14 protein-coding genes are annotated in these 16618 nt (G+C 69.9%); 3 read left to right on the top strand and 11 right to left on the bottom strand.

Annotated features, from left to right (window positions below; genetic code table 11):
* Nucleotides 1-201: 201 nt before the first annotated feature.
* The 10 genes from CU254_RS23155 to CU254_RS23110 form a co-directional block, all read right to left on the bottom strand.
* Nucleotides 202-726, bottom strand: coding sequence for a hypothetical protein (locus tag CU254_RS23155; RefSeq protein WP_009079860.1), 525 nt, complete (start codon nt 724-726; stop codon nt 202-204).
* Complete coding sequence (locus CU254_RS23150) at nt 675-2489, bottom strand: ABC transporter ATP-binding protein (RefSeq protein ID WP_009079859.1); 1815 nt, start codon at nt 2487-2489, stop codon at nt 675-677. The genes CU254_RS23155 and CU254_RS23150 overlap by 52 nt, the downstream gene beginning before the upstream one ends.
* Nucleotides 2486-3751 (bottom strand): pitrilysin family protein, encoded by a 1266-nt coding sequence (locus CU254_RS23145; RefSeq protein WP_009079856.1) that lies wholly within the window; start codon nt 3749-3751, stop codon nt 2486-2488. The genes CU254_RS23150 and CU254_RS23145 overlap by 4 nt, the downstream gene beginning before the upstream one ends.
* Nucleotides 3751-4998 (bottom strand): pitrilysin family protein, encoded by a 1248-nt coding sequence (locus tag CU254_RS23140; protein ID WP_009079854.1) that lies wholly within the window; start codon nt 4996-4998, stop codon nt 3751-3753. The genes CU254_RS23145 and CU254_RS23140 overlap by 1 nt, the downstream gene beginning before the upstream one ends.
* Nucleotides 4995-5969, bottom strand: a complete 975-nt coding sequence (locus CU254_RS23135; RefSeq protein ID WP_009079852.1) for a T3SS effector HopA1 family protein — start codon at nt 5967-5969, stop codon at nt 4995-4997. Before CU254_RS23135 ends, CU254_RS23140 begins: the two co-directional genes overlap by 4 nt.
* A complete protein-coding gene (gene lxmK, locus CU254_RS23130; RefSeq protein ID WP_009079851.1) occupies nt 5966-7102 on the bottom strand; it encodes a class V lanthionine synthetase subunit LxmK in 1137 nt (378 codons plus the stop codon). Before lxmK ends, CU254_RS23135 begins: the two co-directional genes overlap by 4 nt.
* A complete protein-coding gene (locus tag CU254_RS23125; protein ID WP_009079849.1) occupies nt 7099-8040 on the bottom strand; it encodes a hypothetical protein in 942 nt (313 codons plus the stop codon). Before CU254_RS23125 ends, lxmK begins: the two co-directional genes overlap by 4 nt.
* A complete protein-coding gene (locus CU254_RS23120) occupies nt 8037-8669 on the bottom strand; it encodes a flavoprotein (RefSeq protein WP_009079846.1) in 633 nt (210 codons plus the stop codon). The genes CU254_RS23125 and CU254_RS23120 overlap by 4 nt, the downstream gene beginning before the upstream one ends.
* Before the next feature lie 91 nt (nt 8670-8760).
* Nucleotides 8761-8988 (bottom strand): LxmA leader domain family RiPP, encoded by a 228-nt coding sequence (locus CU254_RS23115; RefSeq protein WP_009079844.1) that lies wholly within the window; start codon nt 8986-8988, stop codon nt 8761-8763.
* A 304-nt stretch (nt 8989-9292) separates the two neighbouring features.
* Nucleotides 9293-10411, bottom strand: a complete 1119-nt coding sequence (locus CU254_RS23110; RefSeq protein ID WP_009079842.1) for a DUF2891 family protein — start codon at nt 10409-10411, stop codon at nt 9293-9295.
* Nucleotides 10412-10899: 488 nt separating this feature from the next.
* On the opposite strand from CU254_RS23110, the gene CU254_RS23105 reads away from it, so the two are divergent.
* The gene (locus tag CU254_RS23105; RefSeq protein WP_009079840.1) at nt 10900-11580 is read left to right on the top strand and encodes an HAD family phosphatase; all 681 of its coding nucleotides are present in this window, start codon (nt 10900-10902) and stop codon (nt 11578-11580) included.
* Nucleotides 11581-12018: 438 nt separating this feature from the next.
* On the opposite strand, the gene CU254_RS43160 is transcribed toward CU254_RS23105, so the two are convergent.
* Nucleotides 12019-12189 (bottom strand): hypothetical protein, encoded by a 171-nt coding sequence (locus tag CU254_RS43160; RefSeq protein WP_158688065.1) that lies wholly within the window; start codon nt 12187-12189, stop codon nt 12019-12021.
* Nucleotides 12190-12638: 449 nt separating this feature from the next.
* Between CU254_RS43160 and CU254_RS23100 the strand changes: the two genes are divergently transcribed.
* Both CU254_RS23100 and CU254_RS23095 read left to right on the top strand, forming a co-directional pair.
* The gene (locus CU254_RS23100; RefSeq protein WP_009079834.1) at nt 12639-14144 is read left to right on the top strand and encodes a long-chain fatty acid--CoA ligase; all 1506 of its coding nucleotides are present in this window, start codon (nt 12639-12641) and stop codon (nt 14142-14144) included.
* 249 nt (nt 14145-14393) lie between these two features.
* Nucleotides 14394-16577 carry an MMPL family transporter gene (locus tag CU254_RS23095; protein WP_037714558.1) on the top strand — a complete coding sequence of 728 codons (2184 nt, stop codon included), beginning with the start codon at nt 14394-14396 and terminating at the stop codon, nt 16575-16577.
* Nucleotides 16578-16618 lie beyond the last annotated feature (41 nt).

Here is a 16618-nt window from a genome sequence, read left to right as displayed (position 1 = left end):
CTGCGCCGCGAATAACTGCGCATTACCGATGCTGCCACAGTGCGCCGCGGCGGCGAAATGAAGCTCACCCGATCGAAGAAAAACCATGCAGTAGCCTCGACCTGCGGCTGGATGATTTCAGGCGGCGCGCAGGAATTTTTGCACCCTTCCCCGGTGTTGCTCCTTCTTCGGCCGGCACTGCTGTCGGGGCCGCCGGAAGAGTCAGCCCGGCCCGGCCATCTCGGCGCCGCTCAGCAGCATCGAGAAAAGGCTCATCGCGCCGGTGCGGAAGGCGACAGCCAGCGCGTACCCGATGGCGGCGTCGGCCGGTTCGGTGTCGTCGCGGTTGACCAGCCATTGCACGAGGAAGTCGCCGTCCTCGTCGTCCATCGAGGGCTCGAAGACCTTCTTCCCGTCGCGGATCAGCTGGCTGGTGGCGATGGAGTTCGGCTTGAACCGATAGCGCTTCCCGTCCGCCGTGAGGTCGACGCGGTACGAGCCGCGGGTCCATTTTCCCTTGCCGGGGCGGAGATCCGCGACGGCCTCGCCGACGGTCATGATCAGGTCGGCGGGTTCGCGCGAGCCAATGGGCACGAACCGGTTGATCGGCGCGTCGGGGGAACGGGCGATGACGACGGTGGGAACGTGTGCCCCGGAGACTTCGACCAGGCCTCGCGCGTCGTCGGTGTGAATGGTCAGTTCGTCGTAGAAGGCGTCGTCGACGACGCGGGGTGCGGTGAGGGGCATGCCGGGTCCTTTTCTTGATCGGCTTCCGGGACTAATAGCTGAGTGGCCGCCAATTCGCGATACATCGGGTCGGCGGCCAGCAGCTCGGCATGGGTGCCGATCGACCTGACTCCGCCCCGGTCCAGCAGCACCAGCCGGTGCGCCGAGACGACAGTGGACAGGCGGTGCGCGATCAGCAGCACGGTGCATTCCCGTGCGGCCGCTTCGATGGTGCGCCGCAGAGCCTGTTCGCTGCGCGCGTCCAGGTGCGCGGTGGCCTCGTCCAGCAACAGGACCTGGGGACGGCGCAGCAGCGCCCTGGCGATCGCCAGCCGCTGGCGCTCTCCTCCGGAAAGCGCGATCCCGCGCACTCCTACCGGCGTATCCAGTTTTTCCGGCAGCCGCTGGACAAGCTCGTCCAGGCCGGTCAGGCCGAGCACCTCGGCGATGGCTTCCTCGGCGGCTTCGGGCGCCGCGTAGACCAGATTCTCCCTGAACGTGCCCGCCAGCATCGGCGAGTCCTGCTCGACGTAGGCGATCCGGCGGCGCACCTCGGCACGGCTGCGCCGCGCGATGTCGTCGCCCGCGAGGAGGATCCGGCCGTCCTGGTGGTCGTAAAACCGTTGCAACAGCGAAAAGAGCGTGGTTTTTCCCGCGCCGGACGGGCCGACGATCGCGGTCATTTCCCCCGGTTCGGCGCTGAACGACACGTCGCTCAGCGCGGGCGGACGCCCGGGATAGGCGAAGGAGACGTGATCCACGACCACCCGCGGCGGAGGTCCGGCCGGGGCACTGACCTCGGTGTCGACATCGTCCTCCACGGTCATCTCGCGCACCTCCTCGATCCGCTCCAGCGCGCCGAGACCCTGTTGGAGCGCGGCGAAACCGGTGACCAGCGACAGGATCGGGGTGCCGAGGTTGAACAGATAGAGCAGGAACGCGATGAGCGTCGCGACGCTGAGGCCGCCCGTCGCCACCAGCACGCCGCCGAAGCCGATCACGACGAGGAACGAGGTCTGCACGGCCATCCCGGACACCGTGGCGATGACGACCTGGTAGCGGGCCCCCTTGAGCCCGGCGCGGTAGGCCGTGCGCGCCGCCGAGACCGCCCGCTCGGTCTCCTCGGCTTCGGCGCCGCTGGCCTTGACTGTGCGCGCCGCGCCGAGGGAACGGTCCAGCGCGGCGCCGATCTCGCCGACCGATTCCTGGGTGGTCAGGACCACCTGGCGGATTCTGGGCATGACGAAGCCCAGCACGACTCCGACGACGGCCAGCACGCCCGCGGTCATGCCGAGCAGCGGCAGGCTCATCAGCGCCATCATGACCAGGCTGGCCACCAGGTGCAGCACCCCGTTGACCACGTCGATCAGTCCGGTGGTGGCGGCGTGCTGCACCACGGTGCTGTCGGAGGTGACGCGGGTGGTGAGCGTCCCGGGTTCGCGCTGGTCCAATTCGGACACGCGGAGCCGGATCAGCCGCCGGATCAAACCGCGCCGGATGCCGAACACCATCCGTTCGGCGGTGCGCTGCCCGATCCAGGTGTGCCACCCGTTGAGCGCCACCGAAACGACGAACACGCCGACCAGCAGCAGGAGTTCCTCGCGCAGGCTTTCGCCGAGGGACAGCTTGGCGATGATCGTTTCCACCATCAGGGGCTGCACCAGCTCTGCCGCGCTTCCCGCCAGGGTGAGCACCAGGACCAGCACGAGCGGCCAGCGGTGCGGTTCAGCGTGTCCGAGCAACGCGCGGAGGGGGCGGACGGGCCGTCCGTCGACGGTGCTCATGACGCGTTCCCGGATGGACTGTGCTGTTCGGAGGCATCGGGAAGCTCGTCGGCGACGACCGTCGCGTGCGCGGCGGGGTCGAAGTGCGCACGGGCCGCGGCGGTCACCTCGGCGGTGCCGAGCAGGTCGACCCGGCTCAGGTAGCGGTTCAGCCAGTCGGGCGGCAGCCCCCGCAGCACGAAGCCGGTCGCGGCGCTGGCGATTTCGGCTCGGGTGGCCAGCCCGGCGGCGGCGAATCCTCTCGCGAGCCGCTTGGCCGCCCCGACTTCCTCCGGCGTAGGTCCTTCGTCGGCGAACCGGGCCATGCAGGCGGCGAGTTCGCCGGCCGTCCGGCTTCCGTTGCCGGGGCCGGTCACCGCTTCCACCGCGGTCCAGCCGCCGGCCCCGGTTTCCTCGAGCGAGGACTGGACCCGGTAAGCCAGGCCGAGCCGTTCGCGGATCCGCCGGACCAGCCGGGAGGAGCCGGAGCCGCCGAGGATCAGGTTGGCCAGGTGCAGGGCGGGGTGCCGCGGATCGCCGGCAGTCAGCCCGGGGCCCGCGGTCAGCACCAGCGTCGGGGTTCCCGCGGCGGCGGGCAGGGTGAGGCGGCCGGTGTCGCCGGTGCCGGCCAGGGGCGGCAGGCGCAGCCCGGACGCGGCGCCGGTCCAGTCGCCGAAGACCTGGACGGCGTGTGCGAGCGCGGTGTCGGCGGACAGCGGCCCGAGGATCAGCAAGACCGCTCCGCTGGGCACAATCGCTTGGGCGTGCAGGCGCCGCAGGTCGTCGGCGGTCACCGCGAGGAGATCCTCGGCACCGGCCGGTTCGGCGGTCAGTGGATGCCGGCCGTACCGACGGCGAAGCAGCTGCCGATACGCCGCTGCCCGGGGCTCGGACCGCTCGCGGGACACCATGGCTTCCACGACCCGGTCCAGTTCGCGGCCCGGGTACGCGGCTTGGCGCACGACCGTCGCCAGCAGGCGGATCGCCTCGGGCAGCTGGGTGCTGAGCGTGCTGGCGGCCACCAGCAGGGCTTCGCTGTCGCGGCTGACCGACAGTTCCGCGCCGAGTTCCGAGGCGCGGTCGACGACGGCGCGTTCGCCGAGCTCGGAGGTGCCCCGCAGCAGGCACGCGGCGAGCAGTTCCATGGGCGCGGCCAGCTCCGGGCGGGTGGCGAAGGGCAGCGCGAGCCGGATTTCGGTGACCTCCGCTCCCGGCTCCTGGGCCAGCACGACGCGAAGCCCGTTCGGCAGGACGGCCTCGACCGCCTCGGCAAGGAGTTTCATCAGGAGCCTCCAGCCAGTTCGACGCACGCCGCCGGCGCCGCGCGCACCGCTCTCGCCGCGTTCGCCACCTGTGCCGCGGTGGTCGCGGAGAGCAGGCCGGGGATCTGGTGCGGGCCGTCCAGCCGGGGAAGCAGCACCGCGAACCGCCCGTGCGCGACGGCGCGGGTGACCACGGAATCCAGCTGCCGGTGATGGCCCAGCAGGAGCAGGGCGATCGCGCGGTCGAGTTCGGCCTTGTCCGGTCCGGTGCTGCTCAGCTCTTCGAGCAGGGCGTCCCATTCGGCGAGCAGTTCGTGGACCGGCCAAGCCCGTTCCGGCAGGAAGGTGGCGACCAGCAGGTCGGGGGAGGCGGTGTTGAACCATTCGCCGTTGAATCCGCACCGGATCGAGGCCGAGCGCAGCAGCGGCTGGCGCTTCCGCCACCGGGGCAGCCAGGCGGCGGACAGGATCTCGGCGAGAACCGCGTGTGCGACATAGCCGGCGGGAGCGGTGTCCGCGTCCGGCAGCGGAGTCGCGATCGCGAGGGCAGTGCCGCGGAACCGTTCGGCGGTGTGCTTGAACCACGCCCCCGGCCGGGGTGCCAAGTCCGGGCGTGCCGCGCGGCGGCCGGACGGGAGTTCGCCGAACGCTTCCCGCACGGCGGCCTCGGCCCGTGCCGGATCCGCCGCGCCGGCGATCGCGAGCACCGTGTTGCCCGCGGTGTAATGCTCCCGGTGGAAGGCGAGGGCTTCGGCCGGGGTCAGCTCCCGCAGGTGCGCCATGATCCCGTGGTCCCCGCCCTCGTGCCGGTCCGGGCCCCAGAGCGCCGAAGCCGCCATGGTCCAGGGGAACCCGCCGAAAGAGGCGAACACGGCGCCGCGGATCTCCTCCTCGATCACCGGAAGCTCCCCGTCCAGCGCGCGCCGGTCCGGAGCGAACCCGGTGAAGCGGGCGGCCTCGGCGGCGAGCAGCGGCTCGAGCCGTTCGGCGTCGGCCACGCTGAAATAGCTGGTGTGGTCGCGAAAGGTGTTGGCGTCGCAGAGTCCGCCCATCGCTTCGACCGTCCGCAGATGCCCTGCCTGTCCCTCGTGCTCGCGGGGGAACATCAGATGCTCCACCGCGTGCGCCAGCCCGCGTGCGCGGGGCGGGTCGTCCCGCGAACCGGCTCCGACCGAAACCGCGACGGCCACGAGGTCGTGCCGGTGATCGGGTTCGACGATCACGCGCAGCCCGTTGCCGAGCGTGAACCGGTGGACGGCGCGGGTCATCGGCGCCCCGGTGTGCCGGTGCGCTGCGGCACGTTGCGCTGCGGCCGCAGGGGATCGATGCCCGCCGCGCGGAATTCGGCGGTGATGCGCAGCTCCCGCGTGCCCTCGACGGGGTCCAGTGCGTGGTCGACGAGGGCCGTGGCGAGCGCGAAACAGCGGTGCTGGCCGAAGCTCAGGTGCTGCTGGCCGGGACGGGAGTCGGCTGGTTCCCAGGCCGCGGCGACGCCCCGGGCCAGCCGCTGGGCGAGCACCGAGGTGGCCGCGCCCAGCGCGCGATCGTCGCGCAGCCGCCGCGCGATCGCTGTTTCGACGGACTGGTATTCGCCGTGCAGGTAGATCACCAGCGCGTCCCGCCGGGGGTAGCCGGTGCGGACGGACAGGATCTTCGCGTGATAGTCGGCGTGCAGTGATTCCAGTTCGCGCAGGACGTCGCGCCAGACCCGGACCGCGCCGTCCGGATCGGTCAAGTGCACGAAGATCCGGCGCACCGCCGGGTCCGGCCGCCGCCGCTGTTGTGAGCCGAGGACGTAGAAGAAGCCGGGCGACAGCGCCGGACGCGCGGCGTCGAGCCGCAACCGGACCGCGGCGCCGGGGATCGCGTCGGCCGGGCCGGCGAGCCGATCGCGCGGCACCCGGACGGTGACCAGCGCCGTGCGCACGATGAGTTCCTCGTCGCCCGCCGCCAGCAGCACCCCGTCGACCGGAGCGCAGGCGTGCGGGACGGCGTCGGCGAGCTGGTGCTCGAAGTCGCGATCGCGGCGGAATTCCTTGGCCGCGGACCCAGGACCCGGCGTTCCGGCGTGCAGAGTTTCGTAGAGCGCGTTCGCGAGCCGCCCGCGCAGATCGCGCGGGTCGGAGCCGGTCAGCCGGGTGCCCGCGACTTCCGCGGAACAGCCGTCGGGCGATACCGAGACCTCGCGCAACGCGGCGACCAGCCTCGGGTTCAGCGGACAGGACAGTCCGGCGGTCATGCCTGCCTCCCTCGGCCGGGCCGGACAAGGCCGAGGAGCCCGGCGGCGCCCTCCGGATTGAGCAGGACGCCGCGCCCGACTCCGGCCGCGGCTTTGGCCACCGGGTTCAGCTGGAGCTGGGATTCCGCGCCCGCGATGAGCCGGTCGTACAGATGCCAGCCGGCGAACCGCATGGCGCGCACCGCGAGGTGCGGGTCGGGGACGCGCCGCGTGCGGTAGCCCGCCCAGAAGGCGCCGATCCGGGGGACGGCCTGGCGCAGGTTGGCCATGCCGCGATCGAGGATGTCCTGGTGCGTGGCACCGAAACCGGCGAACCGGGAGCCGTCCCGGCGCGCCGGATTCACGAAGATCGTATAGGTGACGTGGTAAAGCCATTCCCCGATGAACGCGCCGACGTCTCGTGCCGGATCGGCGAGCCGAAAATTCTCCCAGTCGCACAGATACAGCCGTTCGCCGGATGCGATGAACTGGTCGAAGCGGAGATCCCCGTGCACCGGGACGGGCGGCGCGGCGTCTTCCAGCGTCCTCAGTTCGTGCAGCGCGTGCACCGCTTCCTCGTCGTCCTGCAGCAGCTGCCAGGCGGCGAGCTGCGCCGAGGTGTTCTCCTGGACGATTTCCCAGGGAAGTCCGGCAAGCCAGGAAAGCGGAGGGAAGAACAGCGGGGAGGTGTCCAGACCGGCCGGGTCGAGCCCGTGCGCGGTCGCGATCGCTTCTCCGGCGCGGAAACACAGGGCCTCGCTGAATTCGCCGGCGACGGACAGCTCGATGCCGGGCTTCGCGTCGTCAAGCAACGCGAAGACCAGGAGACGGTTCTCCTCGTCGTGGCCGAGCAGCTCCGGCGAAGCCAGCGGACCGCGCGGCTCCAGCAGGGCGGCGGCCCGTTCGAAGGCCAGCGAACGGGCGATCCCGGGATTGACCGCTTCGCCCGTGTCCGGCAGCTGTTTCACGAAGACTTTCGCCCCGTTGCCGGTGGTGCCCGCCCAGTTGTCGTTCCGGCCGCCGAAGGAGGTCGTTCCGGTGCTGCCGAGCGTGCCGAGGCGGAGCCTGTCCAGCAGCCGGTTGACTTCGGCGGCCGGGGCGATGGTGCTGGTCTCGGGCAGCTGCCAGGAAACTGTTTCGCCGATGCCGGTCACGCGGCTTCTCCGCGTGCCGCGCGGCGGCCTTCGTCATCGATCAGCTCAGCCGCGAAATCGACGTAGCCAGTGAACTCGTCGAGCCATCCGGCATAGGCGGCGAAGTCGTGCAGGTGGGTGATCAGCCGCAGGACAGCGCTGCGTCCCACCGCGACCTCGTCGCAACCAGGCCCGTAGCCCCGGCGCAACGCCCGGCGCAGCGTGGGAAAGTCCATCCACGGGTAGACGCCGACCCAGTGCAGCTCGTGCAGTTCGCCGAGCAGCCAGCCGAGGTCGGACTCCGGCCGTCCCGCCGCCAGATCCGATCCGATCAAGAATTCGCCTTGCGGGGCAGCCGTTTCCGGAATGGCCAGCGGTGGCAGCAGGGTGCCCAAGGAGGCGAATCCGTGCAACAGCGTCCTTTCCTCCTTCGGCGGGACGCACCAGTCGCGCAGCCGGGACAGCCTGGTGCGGCCCCACCGCGGCCAAGCGAGGTCGGCGAGCTTGGCCAAGCTCGCCGGGCCGAGGCCGGGTTCGTCCAGCCAGCGGGCGACGCGTCGCGGGCCGGGCGGCGTGCTCGCGGCGTCGGGTCCGCGGAGCTGATGCAGGGCGCGCAGTCCGCGACCGGCGCCTTCCAGGGTCGTGGCCATTAGTTGCTGAGTGCGGGGTTGTTCGAGGTCCAGCCAGCTCATCGCGGACAGCGGGCTGCTGGCCAGGTAGGTCAGCGCCCCGGCGTCGCCGGCGGACGCGGGCACCCAGCGGAGAGCGGGCACCGAGCAGGCGGAGATCGCTTGGGCCAGCGCGCGGTCCGGCGCGGCCATCCGGACCGGGCTGTCAGTGCCTGGCCGGTGTGTCCATTGGAAGGCCCCGCCGGGAAGCAGATGGATCTCCGTCCGGCGCAGGCGACTGCCGTACTCCTCCACGAGCATCGCTTCCGGCTCGTCGTCCGCGCGCGTCATTCCGGCCTCTTATCCGCCGTCAGCTGGCGGTATCGCCGTTCCAGCAAGCCGATCAGCTCGGACAGCGGCGCGACGCTGCCCGCCGCGGACTCGCCGGAGCTGGCGCTCACGGCGGTTTCGGTGGGGCTCACCACGACTCGCGGCCGATCCGCGAACGAACGCAGATGTGCGGCCACCACCGGGTTGCCCGCCGCGCCGGGAGGCAGCGCGGGGGCGATGCCGACGACCGCCTCGGTGCACTGCAGCGCGAGCAGCGCGGGCGAATCCCCGAGGCCCAGCGCGAAACGGGAGATGAAGTTCAACGTCGCGGGATAGACCGCGATCACGTCGGCCCAGTTCGCCAGCGCGACGTGCGGTGCGTCCCGGCCCGGCTCGTCCGGCCATTCGTCGAGCAGGACATCCGTCCGGGACAACGCCGAGAGGGCGTGCCGGGAAACGAAATTCGCGGCGGACCTGGTGAGTGCGACCTTCAGCGAGATCGCCGGCAGCACGGCGTCGATCCAGTTGATCCAGTACGGCAGGAACGCCGCGCTCAGCGCTCCTGAACCGACCAGCAGCAGGCGCTCGAACGTCACCTCGCCGGTGACGACGTCGACCGCTTCGAGGTCGGATGAATAGAGTTCGGGCATAGTCGCTTCCGGATCGCGGGTACTGCCGGGAAAGGACCTCGGGACCGGCGAGAACGCCGGCCCCGAGGCTTGCCGAGCCGCTCGTCGGCGGTCAGCACACCTTCCTGATGGTCCTCCAGATCCCGCCGCCCGCGGCGGCGATCCCCGCCGCGCACTGCTGCGAGGAACGCGCGGCGATGATGCTGGCCCGGATGAGGATCGGAGCCAGGACGGGGGTGGTCGCGGCGGGCGCGGCCTTGCCGTCGAACTGGTCCAGCTCCTCAGCCGTCGTGTAAGCGGTGTAACCGCTCAGCAGATCGGTTTCGGTCATGGTGTGCATCGCGTTCTCCCGTCACTGTCCGCCCGGAGGCGTTCTCTCGCGAATATGGAGCGGCCGAGCATGAGTTCAACGTTTCAGGCACTCGCCCCGCTTTAAGGAAAAGGCAAGATTTTTGGTACGGTGAAACGTTGAACGCAAGGACCCCCATTTGATGAGCGCATCAGCCAACGCCGGTGCGCTCGACCCGAGAATCGGACATTTGCCGCGGCCGTGTCAACCATCGCGGACTTCCGCGCGGAAATATCCCCGCTTCGGGGGGCTGCCGAAGTGCGGCGACGGCACCGCGGGAAACGCGCTGCTCCGGTCACCGGCCGCGTCCTTGCTCCGGGTGCGCGAAAGTCTGGTCGATGGCCCGGATTCCGAATTGCGCGATCCAGTGGGAGTTCAGGTAGTCCGAAGTCGTGTCCCAGTCCTGCGGGCGGGCGACCTCCGCGGTGACCAGTTTGACGAAACCGTTGCGAACGGCGGAGTCGCGAGTGGCCTGGTAGATTTCCCACAGGGCGTTGGCCCGGGAGAAGTTGAGCCCCGCCGAATGCGCCGACCGCGGATCGGTGAGCAGCGACACCGACACGTCCTTGGGCAGTCGCCGCGAAACCCACTCCGCGGCGCCCGGCCCGCCTGCCTTCGCCACCGCGGCCAAACGCATGAGACACGGTGCCAGGAAGCCGTTCTCGGTGATGTCGCTCTTGGGCTCCAGTTCGCCGGAGAGCTCGCCCGGCAACACCTCCGCGCATCGCTGGTCCGCTTCGTCGGTCTTCAGGTACTTCGACACGTCTTCGCGCACCGACGAGAGAAGGGCGTCGTCACCGGTGTACTGCGCCCATCCGGCCAGAGTCTGCAGCGTCCAGGACAGGTTGGAATGCATGTCGTAGAAGAGATTCTGTTCCGCGTTGCCGCCGGTCAGCCACGACTTGATCTGCTTGACCGCCTCGTCGGCCAGCGGCCGGGTCGTGCGGGTTCCCGTGGCCTGCTCGCGCGCCCTCTCCATCTCGAGCAGCCAGGCCATCCCGTACGGGGTGTCCGCCGTGTCCTCGCCGATCGAACCGTCCTGCATGTACTTCAGTTCCCGTGCCACGACGCCGGGATCGCCCGCGGGCTGCATTTGCTTCTCCGCCGCGTCGAGGTACTTCTTGTCGTGCGTGGCCAGATAGGTCGCGTAGAGGGCGTAGTGCCCGTGCACGGCCGAATGCCAGTCGTAACAGCCGTGGAAAATCGGGCTTTCCGCTGCTGTCTCGTCCTTCTTTTTGACACAATTCAGTACCGGCTCCGCCAGCTTCTTCACCATGCCGGTCCGGCTTTTCTCGAACTTAGGCCAGCTGGGCGTGGCGGGGTCGGCGTGCGCCACTCCGGGCAGCGTCAACGCGGCGGCCAGCACCAAGGGAACGAGCGAGCGCCATCGGAGTGGGCGGGAGAATACGACCATGTCACCTGCCTGCTTTCGGAAGAGCGGGACGGGACTGAATGCGAAGAGCGAACTGGCCCGCCGTGGTCACTGTTGCGCACTGCTCACTCTAAGGATCGTTCAACAAATCTACAATAATCTTGTGTGCGGGAATAACTCCCTCGTCGAGCATGAATAATGTCACGCGCAGAAAGGAAAAAATGCACCGTATTTCTTCGGGTGGTGACATGGCGCGTTGCGTCGGGCAAACTGCGGATAAAGCTGCGGCAAGAACGCCTCGCCCCGTTCGGGGCCCGCGCATTCGCGGCGGCAGCAGTTCCTGTTTTCACAGCAGCCCGGTCGGCGTATGCCCGCCCCTCTTGTGCGCCGGCCGGGTGTCCACTCCCGCGCGAAACGGGGAGCTGGCGCGAGGGGAGCGGGCACCCGCCATGGGGTAGGCGGGTGCCCTTCCGGCGCGCGGACCGCGATGCCCGTGCGAACGCATTCGACGACGAAGTGACGGTGCCCGCATGACCCTCCCCCGAGCGGTTCTCCTCGACCTCGACGGAACGCTGATCGACACGGAAGAACTCTATCTCGAGGTCGCCGGAGAACTGCTGGGCGCGCACGGCTTGGCGTTGAGCGAGGAGGCGCGGATCGCGGCCATCGGATCGTCGATGGAGACGCTCGCCGAGCTCGTCCGGGCGGCTGGCCTCGAGGTGCCCGCGGAGGTCGTCATCGAGGACATCGTGGCCGGGGTCGTGGCGAGGCTCGGCGAATCGGTGCCGTGGCGCGACGGCGCTCGCGACCTCCTGGCGGCCCTGGCGGGAGCCGGCATCCGGGTCGGTCTCGTCACGATGTCGTACCGCGTGGTGGTCGACCGGGTGCTGCGCGACGTGGGATCCGGGTTCTTCGCGGTGGTCGTGAGCGGAGACGACGTGGCGGAAGGAAAGCCCGCACCGGAGGCCTATGTGCGCGCGGCCGGCGTGCTCGGCCTCGACCCGGGCGACTGCGTCGCCGTGGAGGACAGCCAGACCGGTGCGGCCGCGGCGCGCCGTGCCGGGATGTGGGTCATCGGGGCTCCGTTCTATCGCCCGCTGCCCGCGGACACGGTCGACGAGGTGTGGGACTCGCTCGTCGGCCGGCGGGCCGAAGACCTGCTCAACAGGCCGCTCCGGGACATGTCCGCGCGCATGGGTTCGGCTCCCTGACGCTCACTGGTGGCGGCGCGGTGGCTCATCCGGACGCGCGCTCGGCCGCGCCCAGGCCCGGGAGTACCGCGCGATTCGTGCTGGACAACGAAGACGCCTCCGGTCGGCCGTCGCCGGAGCGATTTCCCCGGGAAGGCCGGAGCGCGCGGAGTCAGCGCTGGTTCACCCGGCGCCCCACAGCCCGGGTGAACCAGCGCTCCGCCGGTGGCCTGCCGAGCGCGGAACAGGCCTCCGGCGGTCCCTCCGGCAGCACAACCCAGCCAGATCGCTTGCCGCAGGGAATCTGAGTCCCTTCGCGGGGATCACTGTCCATAATGGAGCGACGCAAGTCTACCCTGGAATCTCGCGGAATACCGTCGGCTGCGCACTTTTGGTGAGCATCTCATCTCGGCCGCCGGAATTGGTGCACGAGCACTGGCAGGGTGTTCTCGCCCTCGGTCACAATGTCCTTCTGAAGACGCAGTAGGCGCGCGGGCATCCGGTGTCGTCCAGCGCCGCGGAAAAATCGGAGAGCATCCAGCCCTCCGCCTCCACCGCCTCGATCTGTTCCGCCCACCCGGCGATGGATCCGCTGGCGGTGAACGGGGCGCTGAACATCGCCGCGAACACCGTCCTCCCTCGGCGCGCCGCGCGGGCCGCTTCGGCTCCGACGCTCGCTGCTTGCGCCCTGCGGAACAAACTCGGCATCTTCCGGTCAACACCAGCTTTCTCGAGCGACAGGTCGTCCGGCGCGACCGACTGACTGTGCGGGAACGAGTTCTCGCACCGGACGCTGCCAAGCAAAGACCCGCCGCGGAGGATGGGGGAATCAAGGCCGCGGCGGGACGCCGCAATTCTAACCCGGCATCGCGCCGGGCGGGCGTGCGATTTTCACGTCTTTCCCGTGACAGCGACCAGGGACCGCGCACTGCCCAGGGAGTCCTCGTTCGATCTGCCGGGCGCGCGCGAGCAAACGTGATGAAGATTCATGTTTGATGTGCTTTACTCCCTCGTACCCGAGCGGGACGCCGCGCGCCGCGGCCGGGTTCCGCGTCAGTTTCTCCGAAAGGCGGTGGCCGATGTCGTTCAACCTCGCCGCGATGCTCGTCGAATCGGCTGCGGCGCGGCCGGACAAGCCGTTTCTGCACGCCGGGAGCCACTCGTTCAGCTACGCCGAGGTCGACGGGCTCTCCGGGAGGATCGCCGAGTCTCTCGTGTGGCTCGGGCTCGAACCCGGCGACAAAGTCGCGGTCCAGCTGCCGAACGTGCCGGAGTTCGTCCTCGCCTGCTTCGGCATTCTCAAGGCGGGCTTGGTCATGGTCCCGCTGAATCCGCTGCTGACCGCGCCGGAGATCGCGTATCACCTGCGGGACAGCGATGCCCGCCTGCTGATCGCGTTCGGCCCGCTCGCCGGCGCCGCGCTCAAGGGCGCGGGCCAGCTTCCGGTGTACCTCGTCGGCGAGGCGGGAGAGGCGGGAGAGGCAGGCGGGGCCCGCTCGTTCGACGATCTCCTCGAGTCGCCGGATTCGGGGCTGCTGCGGCCGATGTCGCCCGACGACACCGCGGTGATTCTGTACACCAGCGGCACTACCGGCAGGCCGAAAGGCGCGGAGCTGACGCACTTCCAGCTCTTCATGAACTGCACGGTGTCGGGTGAGCTGTTCGGGGCGACCGCCGAGGACGTCAGCCTCGCCGTGCTGCCGCTGTTCCACGTCTTCGGACTGTCCAGTGTGCTCAATGTCATGACCCGGTTCGGCGGATCCCTGGTGCTCGTACCGAAGTTCGACGCGGCGGCCGTGCTGGACGAGATGGAACGGCACCGCTGCACGCTGTTCTCCGGGGTGCCGACGATGTACGTCGCCCTGCTGCAGCAGGACCTCGCCGGCCGCGACCTGTCGTCGCTGCGTTCCGCGGTGTCCGGGGGCGCGTCGATGCCTGGCGAGGTGCTGCGGGCGTTCGAGAAGAAGTTCGACGGGGTGGTCGTGCTCGAGGGCTACGGCCTGTCCGAGACGGCGAGCGGCACGACGTTCAACATCAGCGCGGAACAGCGGAAAGTGCTTTCGATCGGCAAGCCGATCTGGGGCGTCGAGGTGAAGGTGGTCGACCGCGCAGGAACGGAACTCGGCGCCGGGCCGGACCAGGTCGGCGAAATCGTCGTGCGCGGGCACAACGTGATGAAGGGCTACTACGGTCGCCCGGACGCGACCGCGGAGGCGATCCGAGACGGCTGGTTCCACACCGGAGACCTCGGCTACCGTGACGAGGAGGGCTACTACTTCGTCGTCGATCGGCTCAAGGACCTGGTCATCCGCGGCGGCTACAACGTCTATCCGCGCGAGATCGAAGAAGTGCTGTACGAGCATCCGGGCGTCGCCGAGGCTGCCGTCGTCGGCGAACCGCACGAGCGTCTCGGCGAGGAGGTCGTGGCGTACGTCGTGCTCAGGGCCGGGTCGGACGCCAGCGTCGACGAGTTGGCGGAACACTGCAAGGGACGGCTCGCCGCTTACAAATACCCGCGCACGATCACGCTGCTTGACCGGCTTCCCAAGGGGCCGACCGGGAAGATCCTCAAGCGGGCTTTGTGAGACTGGCGCCCCGGGCCGCGACGGCGTGCGCGCTCCCTCGCCGGTCTGGCCCGGCTTCCCGTTAGGACTTTCGGCGGACCTCTTTGCCGTGCAATGAGTCACGCCGCTGCCGTGAGGATGTCACGAGGTCTCCGTGCGGACGTTCATCACTTGGCGGTTCGGCTTTGAACCGCCGTGCGGTGAGGTTAGCGTCAAATGCCGTGGACCTGGCGCGGAGATCCCGCTCCGGGTGCGAAACGGAGAAGACTCGTGGCACCCTTCCTGTACCGGCTCGGCAGGCTGTCGTTCCGCCGCCGGGCGATCGTCGCGGCGGTGTGGACAGCGGTTCTGATGGCGCTCGGCGGCGGTGCCCTCACCCTGTCTGGCCCGCTGTCCGATGCGATGCCCGTTCCGGGTATCGAGTCGCAGACAGCATGGGACCGGATGATTGAAGCTTTTCCGCAGCCAGGTGCGGGCGGCGGCACCGCGCGGGTGGCGATTGCCGCGCCGGAGGGGCGGAAGGTCACGGATCCGGCGGGTCAGGCGGCGGTCGAGTCGGTGGTGGGGAAGCTGCGGTCGGCGCCGAAGGTGGCGGGGGTGGTGGATCCGTTCCAGGCGAGGTCGGTGTCGCCGGACGGGCGGGTCGCGCTCGCGCAGGTGAGCTATCAGGTCAAGGGTTTCGAACTGTCCGACAGCGACCGGCAGGCGCTGCTGGCGACCGGCGATCACGCGAAGCAGCTGGGGTACCGGGTCGAGTACGGCGGGGACGCGGTGCAGGGGATCCCGGCGACCGGGGCCACCGAAGGACTCGGCGTCGCGGTCGCGGCGGTCGTCCTGATCATCACGTTCGGGTCGTTGCTGGCGGCGGGGATTCCGTTGCTGACCGCGCTGGTCGGGGTCGGGGTCGGGATGGCGGGCATCATGCTGGCTTCGGGGTCGATGGAGCTGAACTCCAACACTCCGGTGCTGGCGTTGATGATCGGTCTCGCGGTCGGCATCGACTACGCCCTGTTCATCGTCTCCCGCTACCGGCACGAACTCGCTGAAGGCCGCGAACCCGAGGAAGCAGCCGGCCGCGCGGTCGGCACCGCCGGTTCCGCCGTGGTGTTCGCCGGGCTCACCGTGGTCATCGCGCTCGCCGGGCTGACGGTGGTCGGGATCCCGTTCCTGGGCCAGATGGGCGTCGCCGCGGCGGCGACGGTCGTGGTCGCGGTGCTGATCGCGTTGACGCTGCTGCCCGCCGTGCTCGGCTTCGCCGGCGCCCGCGTCGCCCGCAGCAAGATCCGGGTGCGCCGCCGCACCGAAGGCCCGACGCACGGCGAACGCTGGGCGCGGTTCGTGGCGCGGCACCGGGTCCCGGTCCTGCTGACCGCGCTCGCCGGGCTGGCGGTGGTCGCGGTCCCGGCGTTGAGCATGCAGCTCGGCCTGCCCAACGACTCGACCGCCGCGCCGGACACCACCCAGCGCAAGGCCTACGACCTGGTCTCCGCGGGTTTCGGCGAGGGCGCGAACGGGCCCCTGCTGGTCGTGGTCGACACCGGCCCGAACCGCAATCCGGACGCGGTGAAGCAGGCCGCCGCGGACATCGGCAGGCTGCCGGACGTCGCCGCGGTGACGCCGCCGCGCGTCAATCCCGCCGGCGACACCGCGCTGCTGACGGTGATCCCGAAAAGCGGCCCGAGCAGCACGCAGACCGAGGACCTCGTGTCCGCGATCCGCGCGCAATCCGCGCCGCTGCAGGACAAAACCGGCGGCAGTCTCGCGGTGACCGGGCAGACCGCGGCCAACATCGACGTCTCGCAGAAACTGTCCGACGCGATGCTGCCCTACCTCGCGTTGATCGTCGGGCTCGCCTTTGTGTTGCTGATGCTGGTGTTCCGGTCCGTCGTGGTGCCGTTGAAGGCGACGCTGGGGTTCCTCGGCTCGGTGGTCGCGACCTTCGGCGCCGTCGTCGCGGTCTTCCAATGGGGCTGGCTCACCGGGCTGCTGGGGGTCGCCTCGACCGGCCCGATCATGAGCATGCTCCCCATTCTGCTGATCGGCGTCCTGTTCGGACTCGCCATGGACTACCAGGTGTTCCTGGTGACCCGGATGCGCGAGGAACACGTCCACGGCGCCGAACCCCAGGAAGCGATGGTCACCGGGTTCCGCCACGGCGCCCGCGTCGTCGTCGCCGCCGCGCTCATCATGATCTCGGTGTTCGCCGGGTTCGTCCTTGCCGAATCGACGCTGATCCAGTCGATCGGGTTCGCGCTGGCCTTCGGCGTCCTGATCGACGCGTTCGTCATCCGGATGACCATCGTGCCCGCCGTCATGTCCCTGCTCGGCCGCCGCGCCTGGTGGCTGCCCACCTGGCTCGACCGGATCCTGCCCAACGTCGACGTCGAAGGCGAAGGCCTCGTCCGCGAACTCGGCACTCCCGGGGACGACCAACGCAAATTCACCCGAATCTGATTTGGGTCCGGCCGGTCTGCCGCAACGTGCTTCCTCTCAAG

Origin of the sequence: Amycolatopsis sp. AA4 (genome assembly GCF_002796545.1) — a bacterium.
In the GTDB taxonomy this organism is placed as follows: domain Bacteria; phylum Actinomycetota; class Actinomycetes; order Mycobacteriales; family Pseudonocardiaceae; genus Amycolatopsis.
This window is presented reverse-complemented; position numbering and strand designations above follow the sequence as displayed.